The sequence below is a fragment of the Treponema putidum genome (genome assembly GCF_000755145.1).
GTDB lineage: Bacteria > Spirochaetota > Spirochaetia > Treponematales > Treponemataceae > Treponema_B > Treponema_B putidum.
Genome location: NZ_CP009228.1, coordinates 42834 through 64725, shown reverse-complemented (window position 1 = coordinate 64725; position 21892 = coordinate 42834). Strand labels below are relative to the sequence as shown.

Genomic DNA, 21892 nt, shown 5'->3' with positions numbered 1-21892 from the left:
CATCCGTGGCGGTGGTGGATTAACTATTAACTTTTCTAAACCGTCCATTGGGCGGTTTTGAAGGAAATGATTTAAGGAGAAATAAAATATGGAAAATAAAAGATTTAATTTTGATGATAATTTATCTGTTATTATTACGGAAAAATCTTCAAATGCCCTGTCAACAATATATGAATTTAAATTTGTTGACAGATTAGATAAAAAAATTGGAAAAGTTCATTTTGAGTTTGAAGAATTTACTACTATTAACGATGAAACATTAAAATCTATCGAGATGGCTGCATCCGAATTTCAAAATAATATGTATAAAATTTTGGAAGAATTTGAAAATATTTTAAATATTGATCGTAAGAAAAAATTTGATAGATTTCTTTCTGCTGTAATATTAGCTTTCACTAAAATGAAAGAGAAGAATTGTACCAATTAATATTATCAATTTAACTTTTCAAAACCGCCCATTGGGCGGTTTTGAAAATCAAATAAGTATTAAAATTCCGCTATGGATAGCGGTAGTTAGAACTTATAAACACTTTCCACATATTGAAGATTAGCGAAACAATTTTAAGTAGAGACAAGGCCTCCCCGTCAGGTTTACGCCTCTCCCCTAATTTACAGTTCCTAAATTTCGGATTCGGGAAGGCCTGTTATTAACAAAATCTCGGAAATCGGATAGCCTCTGTTTTTCATAAGTTTTGCTGTTTCTATCGATTTTTGCTTTAAGCCTTCGGAAAAGCCCTTATACCTAGCATCCATCTCAAAAGTGGACATTAATCTATATTCTTGTCTTGCTTGTATATATAGGGGGAGAGAACACCCCGTTCAGAGCAGGGTTTTCTCTCCCCCTGTACCCCCTCTTTTTCTCGCGCTGCCAAAGGACTTGCCGCCCTTTGGAATCCCGCATTGTTATAAAGTTTCTGGTCAATTCTTTGGTTGAGTTAGGAAACAAAGGTTCTGAGCGAAATTTAAATGTTGTCTACGCAAAGATATTTATAGTTATTATTTGAAAAAATTAGTAAATTATAAAAAGATTTTTGTAATCAATGCATTAAAAAAAATCTTAGCGCTATTTGCGCTCCCTGCGGTTAAATTAAACACGCCTTTGACTCTTTCTCCCCTTTGTGTTATACTCCTTTCCTTATGGAAAAAGAGGAAAAAAAAGAAGAGCCTATAAAATACGGCATTTTAAGCAATGTTCTATTTATGCTTAAAACATCTTTTAGAACTTATAAGTCGGTGCCTGTTTTGATTTTGTTGGAATCTCTTTTATATACGGGAGATAATTTAATTTCGATATTTTTTGCGCCTGCTGTTTTAACCCTAATTCAAAGCAATGCTCCCATTAAAAATCTTTTAATAACTATTTTTGCCTTTGCTTTTTCTTTAATGCTTTTACGCGGACTCCTCTCTTATCTGCAAACGAACCATCTATTCGGGCGGATTGGAGTTAGGAGCGAGCTTATTTTTATGATAGGCAGTAAGGCGATGAACACTTCCTATAATAACTTGGATAATAAGGATTTTGAAGCAAAGAAAAATAAGGCGATGAATGTTACCGGCGGTAACTCGGAATCTACCGAAGCTATTTGGACTACCTTACAGGGGCTTCTTCAATACCTTCTTTGCTTTATCATCTATCTTGTTATCCTTGCTTCCTTAAATCTTAATATAATTTTAATTACCATTTTAACAACCTGCGTAAGCTTTTTTATCACCAACAGTGTAAGCTCTTGGATGTATAAGAGGCGTGATGAAGAAAATAAGCATGTAAATCATTTACGCTACATAACCCAAACCGGAAAAAATAAGCAGCTTGCAAAGGATATCCGTCTTTTTGGAATGGAGGCTTGGCTTAAAGAATTATATGAAAAGCATCTAAGGCTTTACAGCAATTTTTATCTTCAAGGAGAAAAGCGTTATTTTTTTGCCGACCTTGCAGACCTTGTTTTAACCTTTTTGCGGAACGGCCTTATTTACTATTGGCTGATAAGTCTTGTCTTACAAAAAAATATAAGCGTTCCGCAATTTATCCTTTATTTTGCCGCAGCGGGAACCTTTACCCAATGGGTAAGCGGTATTTTAAATAAGTTTTCAGTTCTGCATAAGCAAAGTCTGGATATTTCCCGCCTTAGAGAATTTTTTGAATTCAAGGAGAACTACCTATTTGAAAAAGGTGAAGAAGTTCCTCTACAAAAAGAAAACCTCATCGAGCTAAAAGATGTCAGCCTTTTATATTCGGAAGGCGGAACTCCTGTTTTGGATAGGTTTAATTTGACTTTGAAGCCTAAAGAAAAACTCGCCATTGTCGGCTTAAACGGGGCAGGGAAAACAAGCCTTGTAAAACTTATTACCGGCCTTTATGATCCTACAGAAGGAGAGGTTTTATTTAACGGAAAAAATATAAAAGAATTTAACCGGAGCGAATACTATAAGTGCTTTAGTGCTGTCTTTCAGGAGTTTTCGATTTTGCCTACCAGTATTGCAGTAAACATTGCACAAAGCCGAGAGGTCATTGACAAGAAAAAAATTGAAGAAGTGCTAAAACTTTCGGGACTCTATGATAAGGTTCAGGCTCTTCCCCAAAAAGAAGAAACCCGTCTTTGCAAGGATATTTTCTTTGATGCAGTAGAACTTTCAGGCGGCGAAACTCAAAAGCTCTTACTTGCAAGGGCACTTTACAATGACAGGCCCTTTTTAATATTGGATGAACCTACGGCGGCCTTGGACCCTATCGCTGAACATGAGCTTTACACTAAATATAACGATTTATCGAAGGACAAAACTTCTATCTTTATTTCGCACCGGCTCGCTTCTACCCGTTTTTGTGACAGGATTATTTTTATAAAAGACGGAAAGATAATCGAAGAAGGCACTCATGATTCTCTTTTAAAAAAGGGCGGTGAGTACGCTCATCTTTTTGAAGTACAAAGCAAGTATTATAAGGAAGAAATCTGATGAAAACTGAAAAAGGATATAATCAAAAAAGACATAACAAGGGCTTGAATCGGCGGGCTTTTTTGCTTCTCTTTAAAAAGGCTCCTTTGTTTTTTATTTCCGTGCTTGGAGAAAAAGTTTTTACAAGCCTTTTGCCCTTTATAGGCATTTTCTTTTCGGCAAGAATTATAAACGAGCTTGTTTTAATTTATTCGGGGAAAGGAGATTTATCAAAAATCAAAAGTTTGGTTTTACTCTCTCTTATTTTAACGGCTGTCTGCATGTTCGTTTCTTCCTTATTTAAAAGATGGGCAAACTATGAAGGCCGGAGCGTTGATTATAAACTGCAAGATATCTATGTTCAAAAGTTTTTAAGCATGGACTTTCAAGATGTTGAATCCGCAAAAACAAATGAGGTTTATACAAGGATATGGCAAAATACAAATTACGGGGGCTGGGGCTTGGAAAAAATCATTTGGGTTTATACAAGATGTTCTACCCATATTACTTCCGTTATTACTTCGGCCGCATTGAGCATAAGCCTTTTTAGCTTTAAGGTTCAAAGCGCTGAATTGGCCTTTTTAAATAATCCTTTGTTTATCTTTGTAATTCTTTTTAGCATCGTGCTTTTAATCCTTATTCCTGCAAAACTTCAAACAATGTCCGATTCCTATTGGGCAATTGTTTCGGAGGATGCCACAGAGGGAAACAGAGTGTTTAGTTTTTTCTTTAGGCTCTTTAACGAAAAAAATCGTGCAATGGATGTGCGTATCTACGGCCAGCAGGGGGAGGGCAGCACAATAAGGTCTTCCAATAATATTTTTATGCCGGGCGGAAGGGTTTCGCAATATGCTAAAAAAGAGATGGGCTTTTTTGCTTTTTTATCGGCCTTTATTTCTACCTCTCTTTTAATAGTCATTTACGGTTTTGTTGGGCTGAAGGCCTTAGGAGGTGCCTTCCCTGCTGGAAACCTAATGCAATATGCGGCAAGCATCACAGCCCTTTCTTCCGCCCTCACCGAAATTTTTACGATTGCAGGAGAGGCAAAAAACAATAGGGAATTTTTAAAGGATGTGTTTGACTTCTTGGATATAAAAAACGGAATGTGCATGAACAAGGCTCAGGTCAGCTATCAAAAAAAATGATGCTCCGGCTCTTAAAGAGCCGTTAATAGAATTTAAAAACGTTTCCTTTGCTTATCCCGATTCCGAAAAAACCGTTTTAAAGAATTTAAACCTTACTTTAAGGCAGGGCGAGCGGCTTGCCGTAGTCGGTAAAAACGGGAGCGGTAAGACTACATTTGTAAAACTCCTCTGCCGTCTCTATGACCCGGTAGAAGGCGAAATTCTTTTTAACGGAAAAAATATAAAAGAATATGACTATAAAGAATACCTAAACCTTTTTTCCGTAGTTTTTCAGGATTTTAAACTCCTTGCCCTTCCTCTTGCCCAAAACATTTCAGGCGGGCAGGTTTACGATAAACTCAAGGTCTTGGAGGTTCTAAAAAATACCGGCCTCGATCTTTCTAAATTTAAAAATGCGGAAAAAACTTATCTTTATAAAAACTTCGATGATGATGGCGTAAACATTTCAGGCGGGGAAGGGCAAAAGATTGCAATAGCTCGAGCTCTTTATAAGGATTCTCCTTTTATAATCTTGGACGAACCTACAGCCGCCCTCGACCCAATTGCCGAAGCCGAAATCTACTCCAAATTCGATAGCCTTGTAAAGAACAAAACTTCCCTTTATATTTCGCACCGCCTTTCTTCCTGTAGGTTTTGTTCCCATATTTTGGTTTTTGACGCCGGTAGCATAGTCCAAGAAGGCAGCCACGAAGAACTTTTAGCGGAAGCCGGCCTTTACAGTAAATTGTGGAACGCCCAAGCACAGTATTATCAAAATCACCCCTAGACAAAAACTCCGATTTTGTGTATAGTCCTTGCGGAAGCAGATGGGGTCTGGTGGCTCCCGCGGTCTTCAAAACCGTAGGTTGCATAATTCGCAATGGCAGGTTCGATTCCTGCCTCTTCCGTACCTCCTTATAGATAAAACTAAGCTTGCAAGCTAATGCGGGTAGTTGATTTTTTTTTAATAATAATTCATAATCATTTCTATGAAACGAAAATTAGTAACCTCGGCTTTGCCATATGTAAACAATTTTCCCCATTTGGGAAACTTAATTCAAGTATTATCCGCTGATGTATTTGCGCGCTTTTGCCGCTTAAAAGAATATGAAACTCTTTATATTTGCGGCACCGATGAATACGGAACCGCTACCGAGACAAAGGCTCTCGAAGAAAAAAAGAGCCCCGAAGAGCTATGCTCATTCTATCATGCAATTCATGCTGAAATTTACAATTGGTTTAATATTGCTTTCGACTATTTTGGAAGAACTTCTACACCGCAGCAGAGCGAAATAACTCAGGGTATTTTTAATGACCTCGATAAAAACGGCTACATTACCGAGCATACTGTAGAACAGCTTTACTGCCCATCCTGTAAGCGTTTTTTGGCTGACCGCTATGTATTGGGTACCTGTCCTTCATGTTCCTATGACGGAGCAAGGGGCGACCAGTGCGAGCATTGCGGAAAACTTTTAGATCCTACCGATTTAAAAGAACCCCGTTGTTCTTCTTGCGGGGCTTCTCCCGAAGTGCGCTCTACAACCCATCTTTATATAAACCTCCCCAAAATCGTACCTGAGTATGAAAAGTGGATGCCTAAGACAGCAGAGGAGGGAAGATGGTCAAACAATGCCCTGCAAATGTCAAAAAGCTGGCTTAGGGACGGCCTTCAAGAAAGGGCTATCACAAGGGACCTTAAATGGGGAATCCCCGTGCCCAAAAAAGGCTTTGAAGACAAGGTTTTTTATGTATGGTTCGATGCTCCAATAGGCTATATTTCGATAACAAAGTGCTGGGCAGACCTTGCCGGAAAGGATTGGAAGGCATGGTGGCTTGACCAAAATGATGTAGAGCTTTTTCAGTTTATCGGAAAAGATAATATTCCCTTCCATACGGTAATCTTCCCCTGTTCTCTCATAGGTTCCGGAAAAAATTGGACAAAACTCTTTCACATGTCCGGCACCGAGTACCTTAATTACGAGAACGGAAAATTTTCAAAGTCGAAGGGAGTTGGCGTTTTCGGAAACGATGCCAAAGAATCGGGTATCCCTGCCGATATGTGGAGATTCTACATCTTTTATAACCGCCCCGAAAAGAACGACACCCAGTTTACATGGAAGGATTTTCAGGAGAGGGTAAACAGCGAGCTTATCGGAAACCTCTGCAATCTTGTAAACAGGACTGCCACCTTTATTCACCGCTATTATGATGGTAAAATACCTCAAGTTGACGGGGCAAAATCAGATCGTGAAGACATAAAGAGCATGGTAAAATCTTTAAGAGATGCCGCCTCTGCAAGCTTCAAAAAGATAACGGAGCTTTCCGACTGGGCCGAGCTTAGAGATTCCTTCCATGAAGCCTTTGCCCTTTCCTCAGTTGCAAACAAGGCCTTTCAAGATGGAGAGCCTTGGAAGAGGCGCGAAACCGATCCTGAATATGCCGAAGCCCTTATGTCCGAGCTTTGCTATCTTATAAAGGATATTTTAATTTTAATTCATCCCTACATGCCCCAATACGCCGATCAGGCCGCAGGCTTTTTCGGACAAAAGATTTGGTCGGGAAATATCTTTGACGGTAATGCCCCGCAATTTAATAGGCCGGAAGGAGTCTTCCTTTCATGGAAAAATTTAGGCGAAAGGGAAGGGCTTAAAACGGTAGAAAACCCCGTAATCATCTTTAAGACCCTCGACAACAAGGTCATCGATGCCTATCGTGAACGTTATTCGGGAAGTCAAAAGGACAGAAAAAAATCGGAAAAAGGCTGTTCAGCTTGTAAGGACGGCGGTTCTTCAAAGTCCGATGCAGCAGCTTCTTCTGCAAAGCCGGAAGTTAAACTCTCCCCGGCCGAGCTTTTTTCAAAAAAGATTGCCTTAAAAACCGCCAAGATTATATCCGTCGAAAGACATCCCGATGCCGACAAGCTTTACATCGAAAAGCTTGATGACGGCTCCGGCGAAGAAAGAACAATCCTTTCAGGTCTTGTGCCATTTTTGAAGGAAGATGAAATATTGGGAAAAACCGTCATAATTGCAGACAACCTAAAACCTAGGAAAATGCGCGGAATCGAATCGAAAGGTATGCTTTTGGCGGCAAGCTGGTATGATGAAGAAGAAAAAGAACATGTTGAGCTTCTTCAAGCTCCGTGGGCTGCTCCCGGAACGCCCGTAATCCTTGAAGGCGATGCCGATTCTTTCGACCCTGAGGCCGTAAAAGCCTTTTACGCACAAAAACCGGCAGCGATAGATGCAGATACTTTCTTTGCCGCTCCCATATTAATAGAAGATTATATTCCAAAAATTGAGGGTAAAAAGCTCTTGGTTGCCGGAAAAGAAATGAAGCTTGAAAAGGTAAAAACCGGAGAAGCAGGCTAGGCCGATTACAGGTTTTTCAGAATAAAATCTTTACTGTTGTTTTTAACAACGGTAAAGATTGGTATGGTACTTGCTTAAAATAGCCGTTTGTTTTACTCACTATATTTTTTCCCTAAGTCCTTTGCTTTTCCGCCATTTGCCTTAATCAACTTTCTCCATCTCATCTGCCCGACAATTTTATATAAAAAACGCGGAAAGGCAAGGGATACATAATTATTTTTTTGTATTTCTCCCTTTATAATGATATCCGAAAGTTTTGCAATAGCCTTGTCAATTGCTGCTTTTGGACCATGCCCTGCAGCTGTTTTAGGCATCCCTACCAAGGCACCTCCGCATCCGACTCCGATACCTCCGCCCCATATAAAACCGGCTTTTAAGCACCAATTTTCTAAAATTTGTAATGCTAATTTTCCATGTATCCCTTCATAAAAACCGCAATTCACTATTCCGTAAATATGTAGATCAGACTTGTGTATAGATGCTTCTTCCAATTGAATTAAGCAAGACAGGAGATGTCCCGGAATTCCATCCACATAAAGAGGGTAGGCAAATACCCATGTATCTATCTTTTTTAATTCTTCAATTACTTCTTTGGGAATCTCCGATAAATGAAGTTCGAAATTTACTACTTCTGCATTTTTTTCCAAATATTTTTTTAAATCTTCTAAAAGGATTCCGCTCGCACTATTTTTTGTTTTCGGGCTCCCATTGATTAACGCAATTTTCATAAAAAAACACCTTCCAATTCTTTTGCATCTTTATAGAAGTAAACTCCTTTTACTAAAGCATCGTAATTATCTGCGTTGGCTTTTAACAGTTCTTCGGCAGTTTTCTTTTCTATATCGGTAATATTTTCACCATAAAGGTGGGATGACATTGTAATGATATTGTTATATCTTCTTTTATGATGCATTTTTCCTTTCCGAATAACAAAGTCCGGATGGATGTAAGAAAGTGCCCGATCTTGTACCTTTTTTACAAAAGGACTTATGCTGCCGTAATAACAGCGGCTGACTAAAATTAATTCCGAGCAGTTTCCCATGTCGATACCTGTTTTTTCATAACCGTCATGGATGACACATTTCCCCGGAGTTTTTATCCAGCACCCGAAACAGCCGATACAGTGGTGGATTTTTTTATTAGGTTGTATGATCTTGTATTCGCCTTTTATCGGAATATTAAAATTTTCAATGTCGGTTATAATAAGTTTCATTGCCATCTACTCCTAAAATAAACATGATTTTGTCTATTTCAATCAGTTATGCAAAACCTTTCAACAATTCTAGTACTTTTTATATATTTTTTCAAGGTTCAGAAAATTATATTTTATAATCCTTATGTCATTAAATTAAAAAAGGGATGATCCATAAAGGAACATCCCTTTTGTTTAAGTGTCTAGCCGAAGATGAACATTGATATCAGATAATAGGCTAATACAATTATGGCTCCGATAGGCAGCAAGGTTGTAATAGCCGCTATTATCAAGGCCGGAACATCCCCTTTTTCGAGAGGCTGATTTTCCCTAAGCTCATTCAATTCTTCCATTTCTTCTATAGCTTTCCGTTTACCGGATTTTAAACTATCTTCATCGTTTCTAAAAAACATTACAGCTCCGCTCCGCTAAAGTGACAGGCTACAAAATGCCCCGGCTTTTCTTCCTTAAATTGAGGAATTTCGCGTTTGCATATATCCTTTGCAATTGGGCATCGTGTATGGAATTTACAGCCTGTGGGCGTAATGATGTTGGACGGAATATCTCCTTCCAATAAGATTCGCCTCTTTGTCCTCATCTTCTGTAAGTCCGTTTCAGGGATGGCTGAAAGAAGAACCTTTGTATAAGGATGAAGAGGATTAGCATACATTTCGTGTTTATCGGTAAATTCAACCATATTTCCCAAATACATAACACCAATTCTATCGCTTATGTGTTTTACAACCGAAAGGTCATGCGAAATAAACAGGTACGACAGGTGAAATTCTTTTTGCAAGTCATTGAGGAGGTTGATGATCTGGGACTGAATCGATACGTCCAAGGCCGAAACGGCTTCATCGCATACTATGAATTTAGGTTTTAAGGCAAGGGCTCGTGCTATACCGATTCGCTGCCTTTGACCGCCTGAAAATTCATGAGGGTATCTGTAAATCATATAGTCTGCCAATCCGCAGGTATTCATTATCTCCTTTACGTATTTTTCATATTCCGGGTCATTTTTTTTGAACATTCCATGCTCAAGCAAGGCCTCGCCTATGATTTGTCCTACAGTCATCTTAGGATTAAGAGAAGAATATGGATCTTGGAAGATAATCTGCATCTTTTTTCTTAAAGGCATCATTTGAGGCACAGTATAATTCGTTATGTTTTTTCCTTCAAAAAAGATTTCGCCTGCAGTGGGCTTGTAAAGTTTTAAGATCGTGCGGCCTAAAGTTGATTTTCCGCAGCCGGACTCTCCTACAAGGCCTACGGTTTCTCCTTCATGGATAGCGAGGTCTATACCGTCATTGGCTATTACGTACAAGTTTTGACCGTGCAAGGCAGAATATGTTTCATACTCAAAAAGCATATCCTTAAGCTCCTTGCTGAGGTCTTTACCGCTTTTATACACATCCAATAGCTGATTTATGTCAACCTTAGTATCAGACATTCCTGAGTAAAGTTTAATAGCTTCATCGGCAATTCTTTTAAGTCTTTTCTTTTCATTACGTTTCTTTCCCGTAGGAAAATACTGTTTAAGGCCACGAGTTTCCAATAATATATTACTCATGTCTACCTCCTGATTTAGGATAAAAGCATCTGATCAAGTGTCCTTCTTCAACTTCAACCAATTCGGGTTTTTCATTTCGGCATTTTTCGGTTGCATACTCGCACCTTGTCGAAAATCTGCAGCCCTTGGGAAGTTTAAGAGGGTGAGGCACACTTCCTTGAATTTGAGCTAAATATTCTACTTCTTGATCTAAGAGAGGGATTGATTCAAGTAAGCCTTCCTTGTAGGGATGAGAAAATTGTGTATTTCTGTCAAAGATAACGTCTACCGAGGCTCTTTCTACGATTTCGCCTGTGTACATTACGGCAACATCATCGGCCAATTCCGCAATGGCACCTAAGTCATGGGTTATGAACATGATAGCAGTGTTGTGTTTTTTCTTTAAATCGTTCATCAATTTAAATATCTGTGCCTGTATTGTAACGTCAAGGGCCGTTGTAGGTTCATCGGCTATTAAAAGACGTGGCTCACAAGCCAAGGCCATAGCAATCATTACACGCTGTCTCATTCCTCCCGAAAGCTGAAAGGGATAGTTATAAACTACATTTTCTGGATTAGGAATCTTTACTTCGCGCAAAAGTTCGATAGCAGCAGTCCATGCTTCTTTTTTTGACATGTGCTGATGAAGAATAAGAGGCTCGCTTAGTTGTCTGCCTACCCTGTGCACCGGGTTAAGAGATGTCATGGGTTCTTGGAATATCATAGATATATCGTTACCCCTGATCTTTCTTATTTCGTGCCGGTTTAAATTTACAATATTTTTGCCGCCGAAAATTATTTCGCCTTCAACAATGCGGCCCGGGTATTCCAATAAATTAAGAATACTAAAAGCAGTAATGGACTTACCGGAACCTGATTCTCCTACTATTCCCAAAGTTTTACCGGCTTCGATTGTAAAATCTACACCTTGGACAGCCTTTACCGTACCCTTATTTGTAAAAAAGTATGTATGCAAATTTTTAACTTCAAGTAGAGGGTTGTTCATACAGCCGCCTCCTTTGCTGCTTGCTTAGCCTGTTTTGCAAGAATTTTTTCTTCTTTTCGTCTTGCCCTTGCCTCTTTTCGCTGTTTTTTGGTAGTATATTCGGCTTTCGGATCTATAGAATCCCTAAGCCCCTCGCCTATGAGGTTGACACTCATTATAAACAAAAAGAGCATTGTGCCGGGGAATATCCAAATCCACCAAAAGGCTCTAAGGCTGGTACTGTTTTCGGCCGCCTTTGACAAAAGAGCTCCCCATGTCGGGATAGGTTCAGTTACCGATAGGTTTAAGAATGACAAGAAAGCTTCACTTAAAATTGCGGATGCAAAAGTGAGAGTTGCAGATACTACAACGGTAGGTAATACATTGGGAACCAGATGGCGTAAAATTTGGTTTCTTCTTTTTATGCCAAGAGCTCTTGTAGCTACAATAAATTCCTGTTCTCTTAGAGCTAAGATTTGCCCCCTTATCAAGCGGGCTAAACCTGTCCAGCTTAAAAAGCCTAGAATTATAACTATTACATAGAGCCTAAATTCAGGCGCTTCTTCCCTAAATATAGCGGAAATTGTATAGGCAATCGCCAAGAAGGGGAATGAGGAAAGTATTTCGATAAGTCTCATAATGATGTTATCTACCCGTCCGCTAAAAAAACCTGCGATTGCACCCATAGTTAAGCCTATGGTTATTGCCATAAATGTGGATAAAAAGCCTACTTGTAAAGAAATCCATCCTCCTTCGAGAACTCTCATAAAAGTGTCCCGTCCGTACTTGTCCGTTCCAAAAGGGTGAGCCCAAGAGGGCGGATTATTTCTTATTGTAGGATCTGTTTTTGCAAAATCATAACCTGTGAACTTGGTATAGAAATGAGTTACTACAACAAGGAGAACTATCGTAACAAACATATAAAAGCCTATCATAGCCAGTCTGTTATTTTTGAATTTGATCCTTATCTGTTGTGTCGGGGATAGAATAACTTCATCTTTTTCACTGAAATTTTTATCTTCTTCTTTAGCCATTTAAACCTTTCCTTCCCGAATCCTCGGATCTACAACCATATATCCTACATCTATAAATATATTACCTAATAATGTAAGAAGCCCGAAAAACAAAAGTACAGTCTGTAAGACAGCCCTGTCTTTAAAATTGTATGAATAATTCATCAATAATCCCATTCCGGGATAAGCGAATATTTTTTCTACAACGATGGAACCGCCGAATAGTCCCGGTATGTATAAACCGATGAGGGTTACAACCGGTATCAAAGCGTTTTGGAAGGCATGGCGGTATATAACTACCTTTTCTGAAAGACCTTTAGCTCTTGCCGTTCTTATATAATCTGCTTTTAAGATATCTATCATAGCAGATCTTACATACCGGATAAGGCCTACAAGAGAGGTAAGGACAACTACCGTAACAGGTAATATGATATAATGCCAGTCAGGTAATATACCTCTCGGATCAGACATGCCGGAAAAAGGCAGAATTTTCATAAAGATAACAAATACCATTATTAAAAGCAATGCCAAGAAAAATGAGGGCAGCGATATTCCTATTATTGTCAGTACCGTTACGGTTTTATCAAAAAGGCTGTTCTTTTTTACCGCCGCCGTAATCCCTAAAGGAATTGAAATTAAAAAGGCTAAAAGAAAGCCCCAAATATTTATCTTAAAAGATCGTCCGATATATGTTCCTATAAACTCGTTTACGGGTTTATTGTATTTTACGGAATAACCGAATTCTCCCCTAAAAGTATCTCCCATCCATAAAAAATACCTTTCTACAGGGCCTTTATCGTATCCCAAAAATCTTCTCATATTCTCGATATAAAGACTTTTTTCTTCAGGTGTCATAGCTTTTGTCTTTTCAGGATCGAGCATCGCAAGTATCGGGTCTCCCGGCATCATGTTAATAAGAATGTAGATGGCAATCGACATAATTATTAGTACGGGTATCATAGACACTAAACGCTTGAAGATATACCGAATATAGGGAAAAAGGATTTCAAACAGCGATTTTGAACCGCTGACACTATTATCTGCCATAAAATCTCCTTTAATCACATAATCACAAAAAATTAAGACCTCCGGTTAAATAAACAAGAGGTCTTAAAAATTAACTTAAACAATCAGCGTCATGCCGATTATTTTTTCCAATTTGCTTCAGGTAAAGCTCTTGCCCAGTTCCACAAAGCTGTGGTATGGAAGTTTTCCAATTTATCAGTAAACAGGTCAAAGTAATTATTTGAGTAAACAGGGATAACGGGAACTTCTTTATTCATAACGGTTACGAACTTTCTCCAGTTTTTTCTGTACTCTTCTCTTCCCGTTACAGGGTGAGCATTTTCGATGTCATCAAGCAGTTGATCCCATTCTGCAGGTGTATAGGTAGAACCTCCAGAGAACATTACATTATTGCTTGAGGGCTGTCCCCAAGGCATAATGAGGTTAGTTGCATAGTCGGCTTTGGGGTTGGCTTTAAGTACATAGCCTACACCGCCTACGAAGGCATGGTATGTTCTTTCTTCTTGAGTATCCCCTGTCCAGTGGCTGTACATTACGGGCCAATCAAGACCTGTCAAAGTTACTTTGAAGCCGAGCTTTGAAACATAAGCATCATTGAATACTAGGTTATATGTATCCGACCAGAAAGGTGTGTAAGTAATCTTGATTTCAAGTGGTTTTCCTTCCCAAAGGTAGCCTGATTTTGCATTACCTGTAAGTTTTGCATAGTTTCCGTCTGTTCTCTTGGCTGCTGCATCAAGAAGCTCCTGAGCTTTTGCAATATTTGCAGCTTCATCGAATTTTCCGTTGGCATCCAAGATATCATAGCTTGTTAAGGTTTTTTCGAATCTACCAACGGCAGAAGTACCGATAAGGTTTGCTTCATCATCATCCCACAATGTCCAGTCGTTTTTGGAGTAGGGGCCGTTAGAAGAAATACCGTATTGACCTAAGAAAAGCTCAATGATTTTTGGTCTGTTAAGAACATAGGCAAAGGCTTGGCGTACTTCCGTAAGGGAAGTGGGGCCGAAGTTACAGTGGAGGGCGATTGTTCCTCCTCCGTGTCTGTAGTAGTTGGTATAAGCAAAACCGGGCTTATCCTTAACGGGGTCAATTTTTTCGGCTTGACCTTGACCTGTCAGCATGTCTACTTCACCCTGAAGGAGCTGGTCAAGTTCTGTTTCGCTGGGAACAACTTTAACGATTACCTCTTTGATGGCAGGTACTTTGCCGAGATAATCTTTGTAAGCTTCCAACTTAACATATTCGCCTTCCTTGTACTCGGCCATCTTGTAGGGGCCGTAGCCGATTGGGTTTGAAATATGCTTTTTTACATACTGCTGTACTGTAAGACCTTCTTCCTTTGCACCCTTTGTGAAGGTTTCTTCGGGGAAGAGGTAATAAGTACTGAATACGGCTGTGTCAATGGTATAGCTGACTTTTTTAAGATGGAAAGTTACGGTATTTGCAGCTTCATCAATTTCAATACTTTCAACATAGTCGTTGAGTGTTGACGATCCTCCCGTATCGCTTAAAGCTTTTGTGTCCATGTAAAAGTCATAGGTAAACTTTACGTCCTTTGCAGTAAGGGCTTCGCCGTTGTGGAATTTTGCACCTTTTACAAGCTTAAATGTCCATGTTTTGAGGTCATCGCTTACCTTTTTTTCTGCAACGAGAAGAGAATCTTCAACTTGGCCTTTGGAATTTTCATTCATAAGACCGAATGCCCAAACCAACTTTCGGATATCGTTGTCATAAGTTGAATTTGTCCAGCCTGAGTAAAAATCTCCGTTAAACTCAGCTGAAGCTACAACGAATGGTTTTTCGTTGGTAGTAGTTGTTGCCGTATTGTTTCCGCCGCATGCTATTACGGAAAAAGCCAGCACCAGTGTTACAATTAGCACCACGATTTTTTTCATAGTGTCCTCCAAGTATTTTAGTCGGTAACATAAATTACCGCAACGGATTATATCATAAAATGATAAAAATGTAAAGATTAAGGCAAAAAAAAATTTTGACAAAAAATTTTGCCGGTCTTGCCTTTTTTTTTGTTTTGCTATATAATTCCGGTCTTAATTATGTAAAAATTCTTTTTCAAAAAGAAAAGCTCGTTCCCGGACTTTTTGAGGCATTTTGCATTTGCCGTTTTACTGACGATGCAAAGGAATTTATTTTGACTAATAACAAGATTAATTTTTTATCGCGCTTGGCTCTTTTAATTGTCGCTATAGTATGGGGTAGTTCTCTTGTTGTTGTAAGCGGAACTACTGATTTTTTTAACCCGAATTTTTTGTTGGGGTTAAGGTTTTCTATTGCCTGTATCTTGCTTTGTCTTATTTTTTATCGAAAATTAAAACTCATAGATAAAGATTATCTCATAAACGGGGTAATTGTAGGTTTCTTCCTTTTTATAGCTTATTCCAGTCAAACTTTCGGTGTTACAACCGCAGGAGGTCTTCCCGGACGCAGTGCCTTTTTATCGGCTTCCTATTGTGTAATAGTGCCTTTTTTGGGTTGGCTTGTAAATAAAGTTCGTCCCGATAGGTATAACGCCTCTGCTGCGGTTTTGTGTATTTTAGGAATAGGGTTTGTATCTTTTAAGGACTTAGTTCTTTCATCATCTGTAGGAATAACCATGGGAGACCTTTATGCTCTTTTAAGCGGTCTTCTTTTTGCCAGTCATATTATAAGTATTACCCGACTAAGCAAAAGAAAGGATCCCATTCTTATGACTATTATTCAGTTCGGAACGGCTGCTATACTTTCATGGCTTGTAACCCTTATTTTTGAAGATAACAGCACAATAGTTTGGTCTTATTCATCTATCGGCTCTGTGCTGTACCTTGCTGCAATTTGTACGGGCCTGGCTCTTCTTTTACAAAATATAGGACAAAAGCACACCGATGCTTCAAGTGCCGCCATTATCTTAGGTCTTGAATCTATTTTCGGAATTATCTTTTCAGTTATATTTAAGGGTGAAAATCTTGACATTTATTCGGTTTTTGGTTTTATCTTAATTTTTATAGCGATAATAATTTCGGAAACAAAGCTTTCATTTTTAAAAAAAGCAAAAGCTTAAAAAAGCACCTGTTTCTTAAAGATGTGCTAAACCGGTTTTTTAAAGATAAGCTAAACCGGTTTCTTAAAAATGTACTAAAATAAACTTTTTATATTTTTGTAGAAAAACGTATACTTGAAAAATTACTGAATTTTGTGATATACTATCAATTCTGAAAATATTATTAAATGAGAGGTTAATATGAAAAATAATATAAGTTATTTTACATCAGAGTCGGTAAGCGAGGGACATCCCGATAAGCTATGCGATCAGATTTCGGATGCCGTTTTAGATGCATGTTTAAGGGATGACCCTGAAAGTCATGTAGCCTGCGAAACCTTTGCATCGACTGCCTTGGTCCTTGTTGGCGGAGAAATAACCACCGATACCTATGTCGATATACAAGACATTGCACGTACTATAGCTGAAGAAATAGGGTATACAAATACCGATTTCGGCTTGGATTGTCATTCTATGGCCGTTATGAATATGATTCATTCCCAGTCTCCCGACATTTCACAAGGGGTAGACGGTACGGGACTCGATGAATATAAGGGCCAGCAGGGGGCAGGAGATCAGGGTATGATGTTCGGTTTTGCATGTAAAGAAACCCCTGAATTAATGCCCGCTCCTATTATGTTTTCTCATTCAGTTTTGCGTTATGCGGCAAAGCTTAGAAAAGAAAAGGTTATTCCTTGGCTTCGTCCCGATTCCAAGACTCAGATTACCGTAAAATATGAAGGCTTTAAACCCATTAAAATAGATACGGTTGTGCTTTCTCATCAACATTATCCCGATGTTCAATATGATGAGTTAAAGCATACTCTGATAAATCAGGTTATTAAGCCGGTTTTAGGTCCGACAGGGCTTTTAGCCGATGATACCAAATATTTTATCAATCCCACAGGCCGATTTGTTATAGGAGGCCCTTTCGGAGATACGGGGCTTACCGGCAGGAAAATAATCGTAGACACCTACGGCGGAATGGGAAGACATGGGGGAGGCGCTTTTTCGGGTAAAGATCCGTCAAAGGTTGACCGCTCTGCTGCCTACATGGCTCGATATATTGCAAAAAACGTAGTAGCCGCAGACCTTGCACGCCGCTGTGAGCTTCAGTTAGCCTACGCAATCGGTGTTCCATTCCCTGTTGCCGTCAGGGTAGATACTTTCGGTACAGGTGAAGTTCCTGAGGAAAAAATAGAAAAGGCAATAAAAGAAGTTTTTGATATGTCCCCGGCAGGCATTATAAAGGCCCTCGATTTAAAACGCCCTATCTATAAAGAAACGGCAGCCTACGGACACTTCGGCCGCCCCGAATTCTCATGGGAAAAAACCGACAAAACTGAAGCCTTAAAGAAGGCTATAAAATAAAGATTTCAGGTTTTTGTATTGATTTTAAGGGAATTATTTAAGTGAAAGAGATAGATGACTTTTTTAAGCGAAATGATTTTGATTATAAAATAGATATTGAACATGCAGCTTCAATCCTTTTGGAAGATATGAAAAAAGGCTTGGAAAGCGAAAATGAGTCTGTTTCTTCTATGGATATGATTCCCTTATGGAAAAACCTTCCCGACAGTCTTCCTAAGGATAAAAGAGTAATCATAATCGATGCCGGAGGTACTAATTTTAGAGCGGGACTTGTTTATTTTGACAAAAAAGGAATGGCTGAAATTCTTTCTTTTTTTAAGCACCCTATGCCTGCCCTTGACAGGGAAATGACTAATGAAGAATTTTTTGACAACATCGCGGAATACTTAGAGCCTTTAAAGGATGAGGCTGATGTGATTTCTTTTTGTTTTTCCTATGCCATAAAGATTTTTCCCGATGGAGGAGGGCAGGCTATTAAGCTTTCAAAAGAGATAAAGCTGCCCTATATCGGCGACTGTAAAATAAATGAGGGGCTTTTGCAAGCCTTATCTCGTAAGGGTTGGAAAAAAGTAAAAAAAATTATAATGGTAAACGATACCGCAGCAGTTCTTCAGTCCGGAATTTTTTCTGAAACCGACGATCAGAGCTTTGACTCTCACATAGGCTTTGTTCTAGGAACGGGTCTAAATTCTGCATATATCGAATACGGAAAAATTGAAAAACTCAAAACTACCGAATTTTACGATAAACCTCAGATAATCGTATGCGAGTCTGGAAAAAGCAATAAGATTCCTCAAAGCAAATTCGATAAAATCTTATCCGAAAATTCCAATTTAAAAAATGAGTATTTTTTAGAAAGAATGTGTTCGGGTCGTTATTTGGGGGAGCTTTGTTCTATTGCGCTAAGGACGGGTGCTGCCGAGGGAATTTTTTCGCCTCTGTCAAATAAGATGCTTTTAAATTCGCGTAATTTTTCAAGCGAAGAAATTTCTTTATTTTTAAAAGAACAAAACCACGATAAAAATATTTTTTCAGGCATAATCGAAGCTCATTCGGTTTCGGAAGACTATGTTAAAATCTATTCTATATGTAAAAGTTTTTTTGAGAGGGCAGGAAGGCTTTCAGCTGCTGTTATAGCTGCAGCCTGTATAAAAACCGGCAAAGGTAAATCAGCGGATAAACCTATCTGTATAAGTGCGGACGGTTCTATGTTCTTAAAAGGCTTTTTAATCAAGGAAAGAATCTTTAACAGTCTACACTCTTTTTTGAATGAAAAAAAAGGAATTTTCTTTGTTTTAAAAACAAATGAAGAATCCGTTACCTTGGGTACGGCTCTGGCCGCTTTTTTAAATTAAAAATTAAATAATAAATCTTAATTTTTTTTAATATGTTGACATTTTATTTTCTTTTTGCTAGAATATACTCAAGTAAACTGTAATGTTTATTGGAGATCAAAATGCGTAAATGAGTTTATATCTTTGAAGTAATTTTACTTCCGGCTTATAATACGGAAACAAAAGTGAAGGACTTTTTACGAATTTTGTTTTTTCATGCTCCTTCTTTTTGATTCTTTCCAAGATTCTCTTTAGCCCTTTTGTAAATTTATTTTAAAAAACTCGTTATCTCTAAATCTTTTTTTATGGAGGAGAGTTTATGAAAAAACATCTCATGGTTATTGTTACAGGTGCCGTGATCGGTATTGCGGCTCTCGTATTGGTTAGGTTCGGAAATCCGGGAAACATGGGTTTTTGTATTGCATGTTTTTTGCGGGACATTGCAGGGGCCTTAAAATTGCATAACGCAGGTGTTGTGCAGTATATGAGACCTGAGATAATCGGTCTTATAATCGGAGCCTTTTTTATGGCATTTGCAAAAAAGGAATTTAAACCAAGAGGAGGTTCGGCTGCCTTTACAAGGTTTACACTCGGCTTTTTTGTAATGATAGGAGCTTTGGTTTTCTTGGGCTGCCCTTTAAGAATGTTTTTGAGGTTAGGGGCTGGCGATTTAAATGCAATTTTCGGTTTGGTAGGCTTTGTTGCAGGAATTGTAATAGGTATCTTCTTCTTAAATAAAAACTTTTCTCTTAGCAGGGCTTATAATCAATCCAAACAAGAAGGAATCATCCCCATCATATTTATGGTTGTTTTCTTTATACTTTTGGTTGCCTTCCCCTCAGTTCTTGCCTTTAGTGAAAAAGGCCCCGGTTCTATGAAGGCTCCGATTTTCTTGGCTCTTGGTATAGGCCTTGTTGTAGGCGGCTTTGCACAAAGGAGCAGGATATGTACAGCCGGCGGTATTCGAGATGCAATTATGCTTAAAGATTTCCACCTATTATGGGGAAGCCTTACAATTCTTGTTACGGTATTGATCGGTTCTTTGATTTTGGGAAAATTCAATCCTGCTTTTGCAGGTCAGCCCGTAGCCCACACAGACGGCTTATGGAACGCTCTCGGAATGGTTTTAGTCGGATGGGCAAGTGTTCTTTTGGGAGGATGTCCTTTAAGACAGCTTATTTTGACGGGCGAAGGAAACAGTGATTCCGCAGTTACCGTTGCAGGCCTTATAGCCGGTGCTGCTTTCGCTCATAACTTCGGTCTAGCTTCTTCCGGTAATGGGCCGACAAGTGCCGGAATGATAGCTGTTGTTGTAGGTTTTGCTTTTACGGCCTTTGTAAGTATTTATTATTCGCTGAAAAATAAATAAGGTTTTATTAGGAGAAGCGATAAATAGCTCAGCAGAAATACTGCTTCGCTATTTATCGATTAGGAGAAGATTATGTCTGATATTATTGTAGATGCTCGAGGGCTTGCTTGTCCTGAGCCTGTGGTTTTAACTAAAAAAGCTCTTGCAGTAAATTCTGCGTTTGTTGTGTTGGTAGATAACGAAACTGCAAAAGAAAATGTAAAACGCTTTTGCGATAACTCAAAAGCACAAACAAAAATTGAGCCCAGTGATGACGGCTGGAAAATTGCCGTATCAAAGTAATGAAAGAGTATTTAATTACCTTTCATACCCATTATGATTCTCTTGTCTGCATGAGAGCCGTGAACAAAACGGATAATGCTGCGGCAGGAGAATTGACTGCAAAATTAATTCCTGTGCCACGCTCGGTAAGTTCAAGCTGCGGCACTGCATTAAAATTAGTTTTTAAAGAAGGGGTTATCTTCGATAAAGATTATTTTAGTCAATTTGATTACGACGCTTTTTATTCTTTAAGTGAAAACGGTAAGTATGTTGAAGTGTGATCGGTCATCTCTAAAAATCTTGTTGGATTTTAGAGATGACCAACGAGTTTTTCATAAGTCTTTATATATCAATGACTTATGAAAAACATCGTAAATTAAATTTGAGGAAAGCCTCTAAAAACTGATGTTTTTAGAGGCTTCCAATAGTGCGATTAAAGGCGGCAGTGTTACGGAAACTTTCCGGTTTGGAGCATTTCTATAAATACTGCCGCCGCTTTTTTATTCGTGCGTCGTTGTATTGTCTAAAAGTCTATTTTGTTTTTAACGCATCCAATTTTTGTTTTAATTCTGCAAGGGCATTTTCTATTTCTTCATAAGTTTCTAAAGTTTCCAGATGAGCTTTTCCTTCTTTAACTATTTTTTCCAATTTTTTTTGTTCTCCCTTTTTATAGTTGTCGGGATTTTTGTAGTTTTCAAGCTCCTTAATTGAAGCATCTAAGGCCAATGCTTGAAGAACAGCCTCTTTTACCGCTAGAGAAGAAGCCGTCGCTCCTCCTACTGCATCGGCTCCCGGGCTGCCTGGAAAGCCTACATCCATTTTTTTTATGTCTTTTAATGTCAAGTTTTTATACTTTTCAAAGCCTTTTCCTGATAAATATTTTTTCCAGTAAACTTTGTTGCTTGCTGCAGTTCCTATAACATCGGCTTCGATAGATGCCTCCGTGTTTTTTTCGTCATCGCTTACTTTTATAACTTTACCTTGTTCATCAATGGCTACATCAATACATACCGAATATCCGTACTCATAATTAGAACCGGTAGAGGATGAGCCTGCTACTTTTGAAGTACCATAAAGCAGCTCCGGTTCACTAGCAAAAGCAAATACTAAAAGAGCCGTTATAAAGAACCCTATAGCTTTTATCTTTTTACTTATTTTCATAATCTTTCTCCGTAAATAAAATTTTGTTAGAAAGAGTATACTATTATTAAATTGAATTTTCAATACCTTTTTTCTTGGCTTGACTATAATCTAAAATTATGAGATACTATGGCCATCTTTAAAAATCTTGCCGGATTTTTAAAGATGGCCGGTGAGTTTAAAATTAAG

Annotated in this window: 19 protein-coding genes, 1 tRNA gene and 1 pseudogene; 11 read left to right on the top strand and 10 right to left on the bottom strand. The window is 38.6% G+C overall.

What is annotated here, in order from left to right:
- Window positions 1-88: 88 nt before the first annotated feature.
- Window positions 89-427, top strand: a complete 339-nt coding sequence (locus JO40_RS00315; RefSeq protein ID WP_044977298.1) for a hypothetical protein — start codon at window positions 89-91, stop codon at window positions 425-427.
- A 191-nt stretch (window positions 428-618) separates the two neighbouring features.
- Here the strand turns inward: JO40_RS00315 and JO40_RS14035 are convergent, their stop codons facing one another.
- A complete protein-coding gene (locus JO40_RS14035; RefSeq protein WP_170225384.1) occupies window positions 619-768 on the bottom strand; it encodes a hypothetical protein in 150 nt (49 codons plus the stop codon).
- A 369-nt stretch (window positions 769-1137) separates the two neighbouring features.
- Between JO40_RS14035 and JO40_RS00310 the strand changes: the two genes are divergently transcribed.
- The 4 genes and pseudogenes from JO40_RS00310 (at window position 1138) to metG (ending at window position 7426) form a co-directional block, all read left to right on the top strand.
- Complete coding sequence (locus JO40_RS00310; RefSeq protein WP_044977297.1) at window positions 1138-2952, top strand: ABC transporter ATP-binding protein; 1815 nt, start codon at window positions 1138-1140, stop codon at window positions 2950-2952.
- Window positions 2952-4842: pseudogene (locus JO40_RS15125) on the top strand (ABC transporter ATP-binding protein). The gene JO40_RS00310 and the pseudogene JO40_RS15125 overlap by 1 nt, the downstream one beginning before the upstream one ends.
- 32 nt (window positions 4843-4874) lie before the next feature.
- A tRNA-Sec gene (locus JO40_RS13795) sits at window positions 4875-4963 on the top strand.
- A gap of 81 nt (window positions 4964-5044) precedes the next feature.
- The gene (gene metG, locus JO40_RS00300; RefSeq protein ID WP_044977296.1) at window positions 5045-7426 is read left to right on the top strand and encodes a methionine--tRNA ligase; all 2382 of its coding nucleotides are present in this window, start codon (window positions 5045-5047) and stop codon (window positions 7424-7426) included.
- Window positions 7427-7518: 92 nt separating this feature from the next.
- Here metG and JO40_RS00295 read toward each other — a convergent pair whose 3' ends face one another.
- From JO40_RS00295 to JO40_RS00260, 8 genes are all read right to left on the bottom strand, one after another.
- Window positions 7519-8154: an NADPH-dependent FMN reductase family protein gene (locus tag JO40_RS00295; protein WP_044977295.1), complete on the bottom strand. Its 636-nt coding sequence runs from the start codon at window positions 8152-8154 to the stop codon at window positions 7519-7521.
- Entirely contained in the window at window positions 8151-8639 is a 489-nt protein-coding gene (locus JO40_RS00290; RefSeq protein WP_044977294.1) for a flavodoxin family protein, read from the bottom strand. Before JO40_RS00290 ends, JO40_RS00295 begins: the two co-directional genes overlap by 4 nt.
- A 182-nt stretch (window positions 8640-8821) precedes the next feature.
- Window positions 8822-9031 carry a hypothetical protein gene (locus JO40_RS00285; RefSeq protein WP_044977293.1) on the bottom strand — a complete coding sequence of 70 codons (210 nt, stop codon included), beginning with the start codon at window positions 9029-9031 and terminating at the stop codon, window positions 8822-8824.
- Window positions 9031-10188 carry an ABC transporter ATP-binding protein gene (locus JO40_RS00280; protein ID WP_044977292.1) on the bottom strand — a complete coding sequence of 386 codons (1158 nt, stop codon included), beginning with the start codon at window positions 10186-10188 and terminating at the stop codon, window positions 9031-9033. The genes JO40_RS00285 and JO40_RS00280 overlap by 1 nt, the downstream gene beginning before the upstream one ends.
- The gene (locus JO40_RS00275; protein WP_044977291.1) at window positions 10181-11173 is read right to left on the bottom strand and encodes an ABC transporter ATP-binding protein; all 993 of its coding nucleotides are present in this window, start codon (window positions 11171-11173) and stop codon (window positions 10181-10183) included. Before JO40_RS00275 ends, JO40_RS00280 begins: the two co-directional genes overlap by 8 nt.
- The gene (locus tag JO40_RS00270) at window positions 11170-12186 is read right to left on the bottom strand and encodes an ABC transporter permease (protein WP_044977290.1); all 1017 of its coding nucleotides are present in this window, start codon (window positions 12184-12186) and stop codon (window positions 11170-11172) included. Before JO40_RS00270 ends, JO40_RS00275 begins: the two co-directional genes overlap by 4 nt.
- On the bottom strand, window positions 12187-13212 hold the full coding sequence (locus JO40_RS00265; protein ID WP_044977289.1) for an ABC transporter permease: 1026 nt from the start codon (window positions 13210-13212) through the stop codon (window positions 12187-12189). It abuts the gene before it with no gap.
- Window positions 13213-13310: 98 nt separating this feature from the next.
- Window positions 13311-15089, bottom strand: a complete 1779-nt coding sequence (locus JO40_RS00260; protein WP_044977288.1) for an ABC transporter substrate-binding protein — start codon at window positions 15087-15089, stop codon at window positions 13311-13313.
- A gap of 95 nt (window positions 15090-15184) precedes the next feature.
- Between JO40_RS00260 and JO40_RS00255 the strand changes: the two genes are divergently transcribed.
- The 6 genes from JO40_RS00255 to JO40_RS00230 all read left to right on the top strand — a co-directional run bounded on the left by JO40_RS00255 (window position 15185) and on the right by JO40_RS00230 (window position 20844).
- Window positions 15185-16249 carry a DMT family transporter gene (locus JO40_RS00255; RefSeq protein ID WP_084224500.1) on the top strand — a complete coding sequence of 355 codons (1065 nt, stop codon included), beginning with the start codon at window positions 15185-15187 and terminating at the stop codon, window positions 16247-16249.
- Between the two features lie 180 nt (window positions 16250-16429).
- Window positions 16430-17599 (top strand): methionine adenosyltransferase, encoded by a 1170-nt coding sequence (gene metK, locus JO40_RS00250; RefSeq protein ID WP_044977287.1) that lies wholly within the window; start codon window positions 16430-16432, stop codon window positions 17597-17599.
- 41 nt (window positions 17600-17640) lie between these two features.
- A complete protein-coding gene (locus JO40_RS00245) occupies window positions 17641-18954 on the top strand; it encodes a hexokinase family protein (protein WP_044977286.1) in 1314 nt (437 codons plus the stop codon).
- A gap of 298 nt (window positions 18955-19252) precedes the next feature.
- Entirely contained in the window at window positions 19253-20302 is a 1050-nt protein-coding gene (yedE, locus tag JO40_RS00240) for a YedE family putative selenium transporter (RefSeq protein ID WP_044977285.1), read from the top strand.
- A 72-nt stretch (window positions 20303-20374) separates the two neighbouring features.
- Window positions 20375-20584 carry a sulfurtransferase TusA family protein gene (locus tag JO40_RS00235; RefSeq protein WP_044977284.1) on the top strand — a complete coding sequence of 70 codons (210 nt, stop codon included), beginning with the start codon at window positions 20375-20377 and terminating at the stop codon, window positions 20582-20584.
- On the top strand, window positions 20584-20844 hold the full coding sequence (locus JO40_RS00230; RefSeq protein ID WP_044977283.1) for a putative Se/S carrier protein: 261 nt from the start codon (window positions 20584-20586) through the stop codon (window positions 20842-20844). Before JO40_RS00235 ends, JO40_RS00230 begins: the two co-directional genes overlap by 1 nt.
- Before the next feature lie 250 nt (window positions 20845-21094).
- On the opposite strand, the gene JO40_RS00225 is transcribed toward JO40_RS00230, so the two are convergent.
- Window positions 21095-21718 carry an FMN-binding protein gene (locus JO40_RS00225; RefSeq protein ID WP_044979636.1) on the bottom strand — a complete coding sequence of 208 codons (624 nt, stop codon included), beginning with the start codon at window positions 21716-21718 and terminating at the stop codon, window positions 21095-21097.
- Between the last annotated feature and the right edge of the window lie 174 nt (window positions 21719-21892).

Excerpts from the sequence above, each read along its gene's own strand:
- JO40_RS00230 (WP_044977283.1), top strand. The coding sequence starts at position 20,584 with ATGAAAGAGTATTTAATTACCTTTCATACCCATTATGATTCTCTTGTC.
- JO40_RS00295 (WP_044977295.1), bottom strand. The coding sequence starts at position 8,154 with ATGAAAATTGCGTTAATCAATGGGAGCCCGAAAACAAAAAATAGTGCG.
- JO40_RS00260 (WP_044977288.1), bottom strand. The coding sequence starts at position 15,089 with ATGAAAAAAATCGTGGTGCTAATTGTAACACTGGTGCTGGCTTTTTCC.
- yedE (WP_044977285.1), top strand. The coding sequence starts at position 19,253 with ATGAAAAAACATCTCATGGTTATTGTTACAGGTGCCGTGATCGGTATT.
- metK (WP_044977287.1), top strand. The coding sequence starts at position 16,430 with ATGAAAAATAATATAAGTTATTTTACATCAGAGTCGGTAAGCGAGGGA.
- JO40_RS14035 (WP_170225384.1), bottom strand. The coding sequence starts at position 768 with ATGTCCACTTTTGAGATGGATGCTAGGTATAAGGGCTTTTCCGAAGGC.
- JO40_RS00315 (WP_044977298.1), top strand. The coding sequence starts at position 89 with ATGGAAAATAAAAGATTTAATTTTGATGATAATTTATCTGTTATTATT.
- JO40_RS00290 (WP_044977294.1), bottom strand. The coding sequence starts at position 8,639 with ATGAAACTTATTATAACCGACATTGAAAATTTTAATATTCCGATAAAA.
- JO40_RS00280 (WP_044977292.1), bottom strand. The coding sequence starts at position 10,188 with ATGAGTAATATATTATTGGAAACTCGTGGCCTTAAACAGTATTTTCCT.
- metG (WP_044977296.1), top strand. The coding sequence starts at position 5,045 with ATGAAACGAAAATTAGTAACCTCGGCTTTGCCATATGTAAACAATTTT.
- JO40_RS00275 (WP_044977291.1), bottom strand. The coding sequence starts at position 11,173 with ATGAACAACCCTCTACTTGAAGTTAAAAATTTGCATACATACTTTTTT.
- JO40_RS00285 (WP_044977293.1), bottom strand. The coding sequence starts at position 9,031 with ATGTTTTTTAGAAACGATGAAGATAGTTTAAAATCCGGTAAACGGAAA.
- JO40_RS00265 (WP_044977289.1), bottom strand. The coding sequence starts at position 13,212 with ATGGCAGATAATAGTGTCAGCGGTTCAAAATCGCTGTTTGAAATCCTT.
- JO40_RS00270 (WP_044977290.1), bottom strand. The coding sequence starts at position 12,186 with ATGGCTAAAGAAGAAGATAAAAATTTCAGTGAAAAAGATGAAGTTATT.
- JO40_RS00310 (WP_044977297.1), top strand. The coding sequence starts at position 1,138 with ATGGAAAAAGAGGAAAAAAAAGAAGAGCCTATAAAATACGGCATTTTA.
- JO40_RS00235 (WP_044977284.1), top strand. The coding sequence starts at position 20,375 with ATGTCTGATATTATTGTAGATGCTCGAGGGCTTGCTTGTCCTGAGCCT.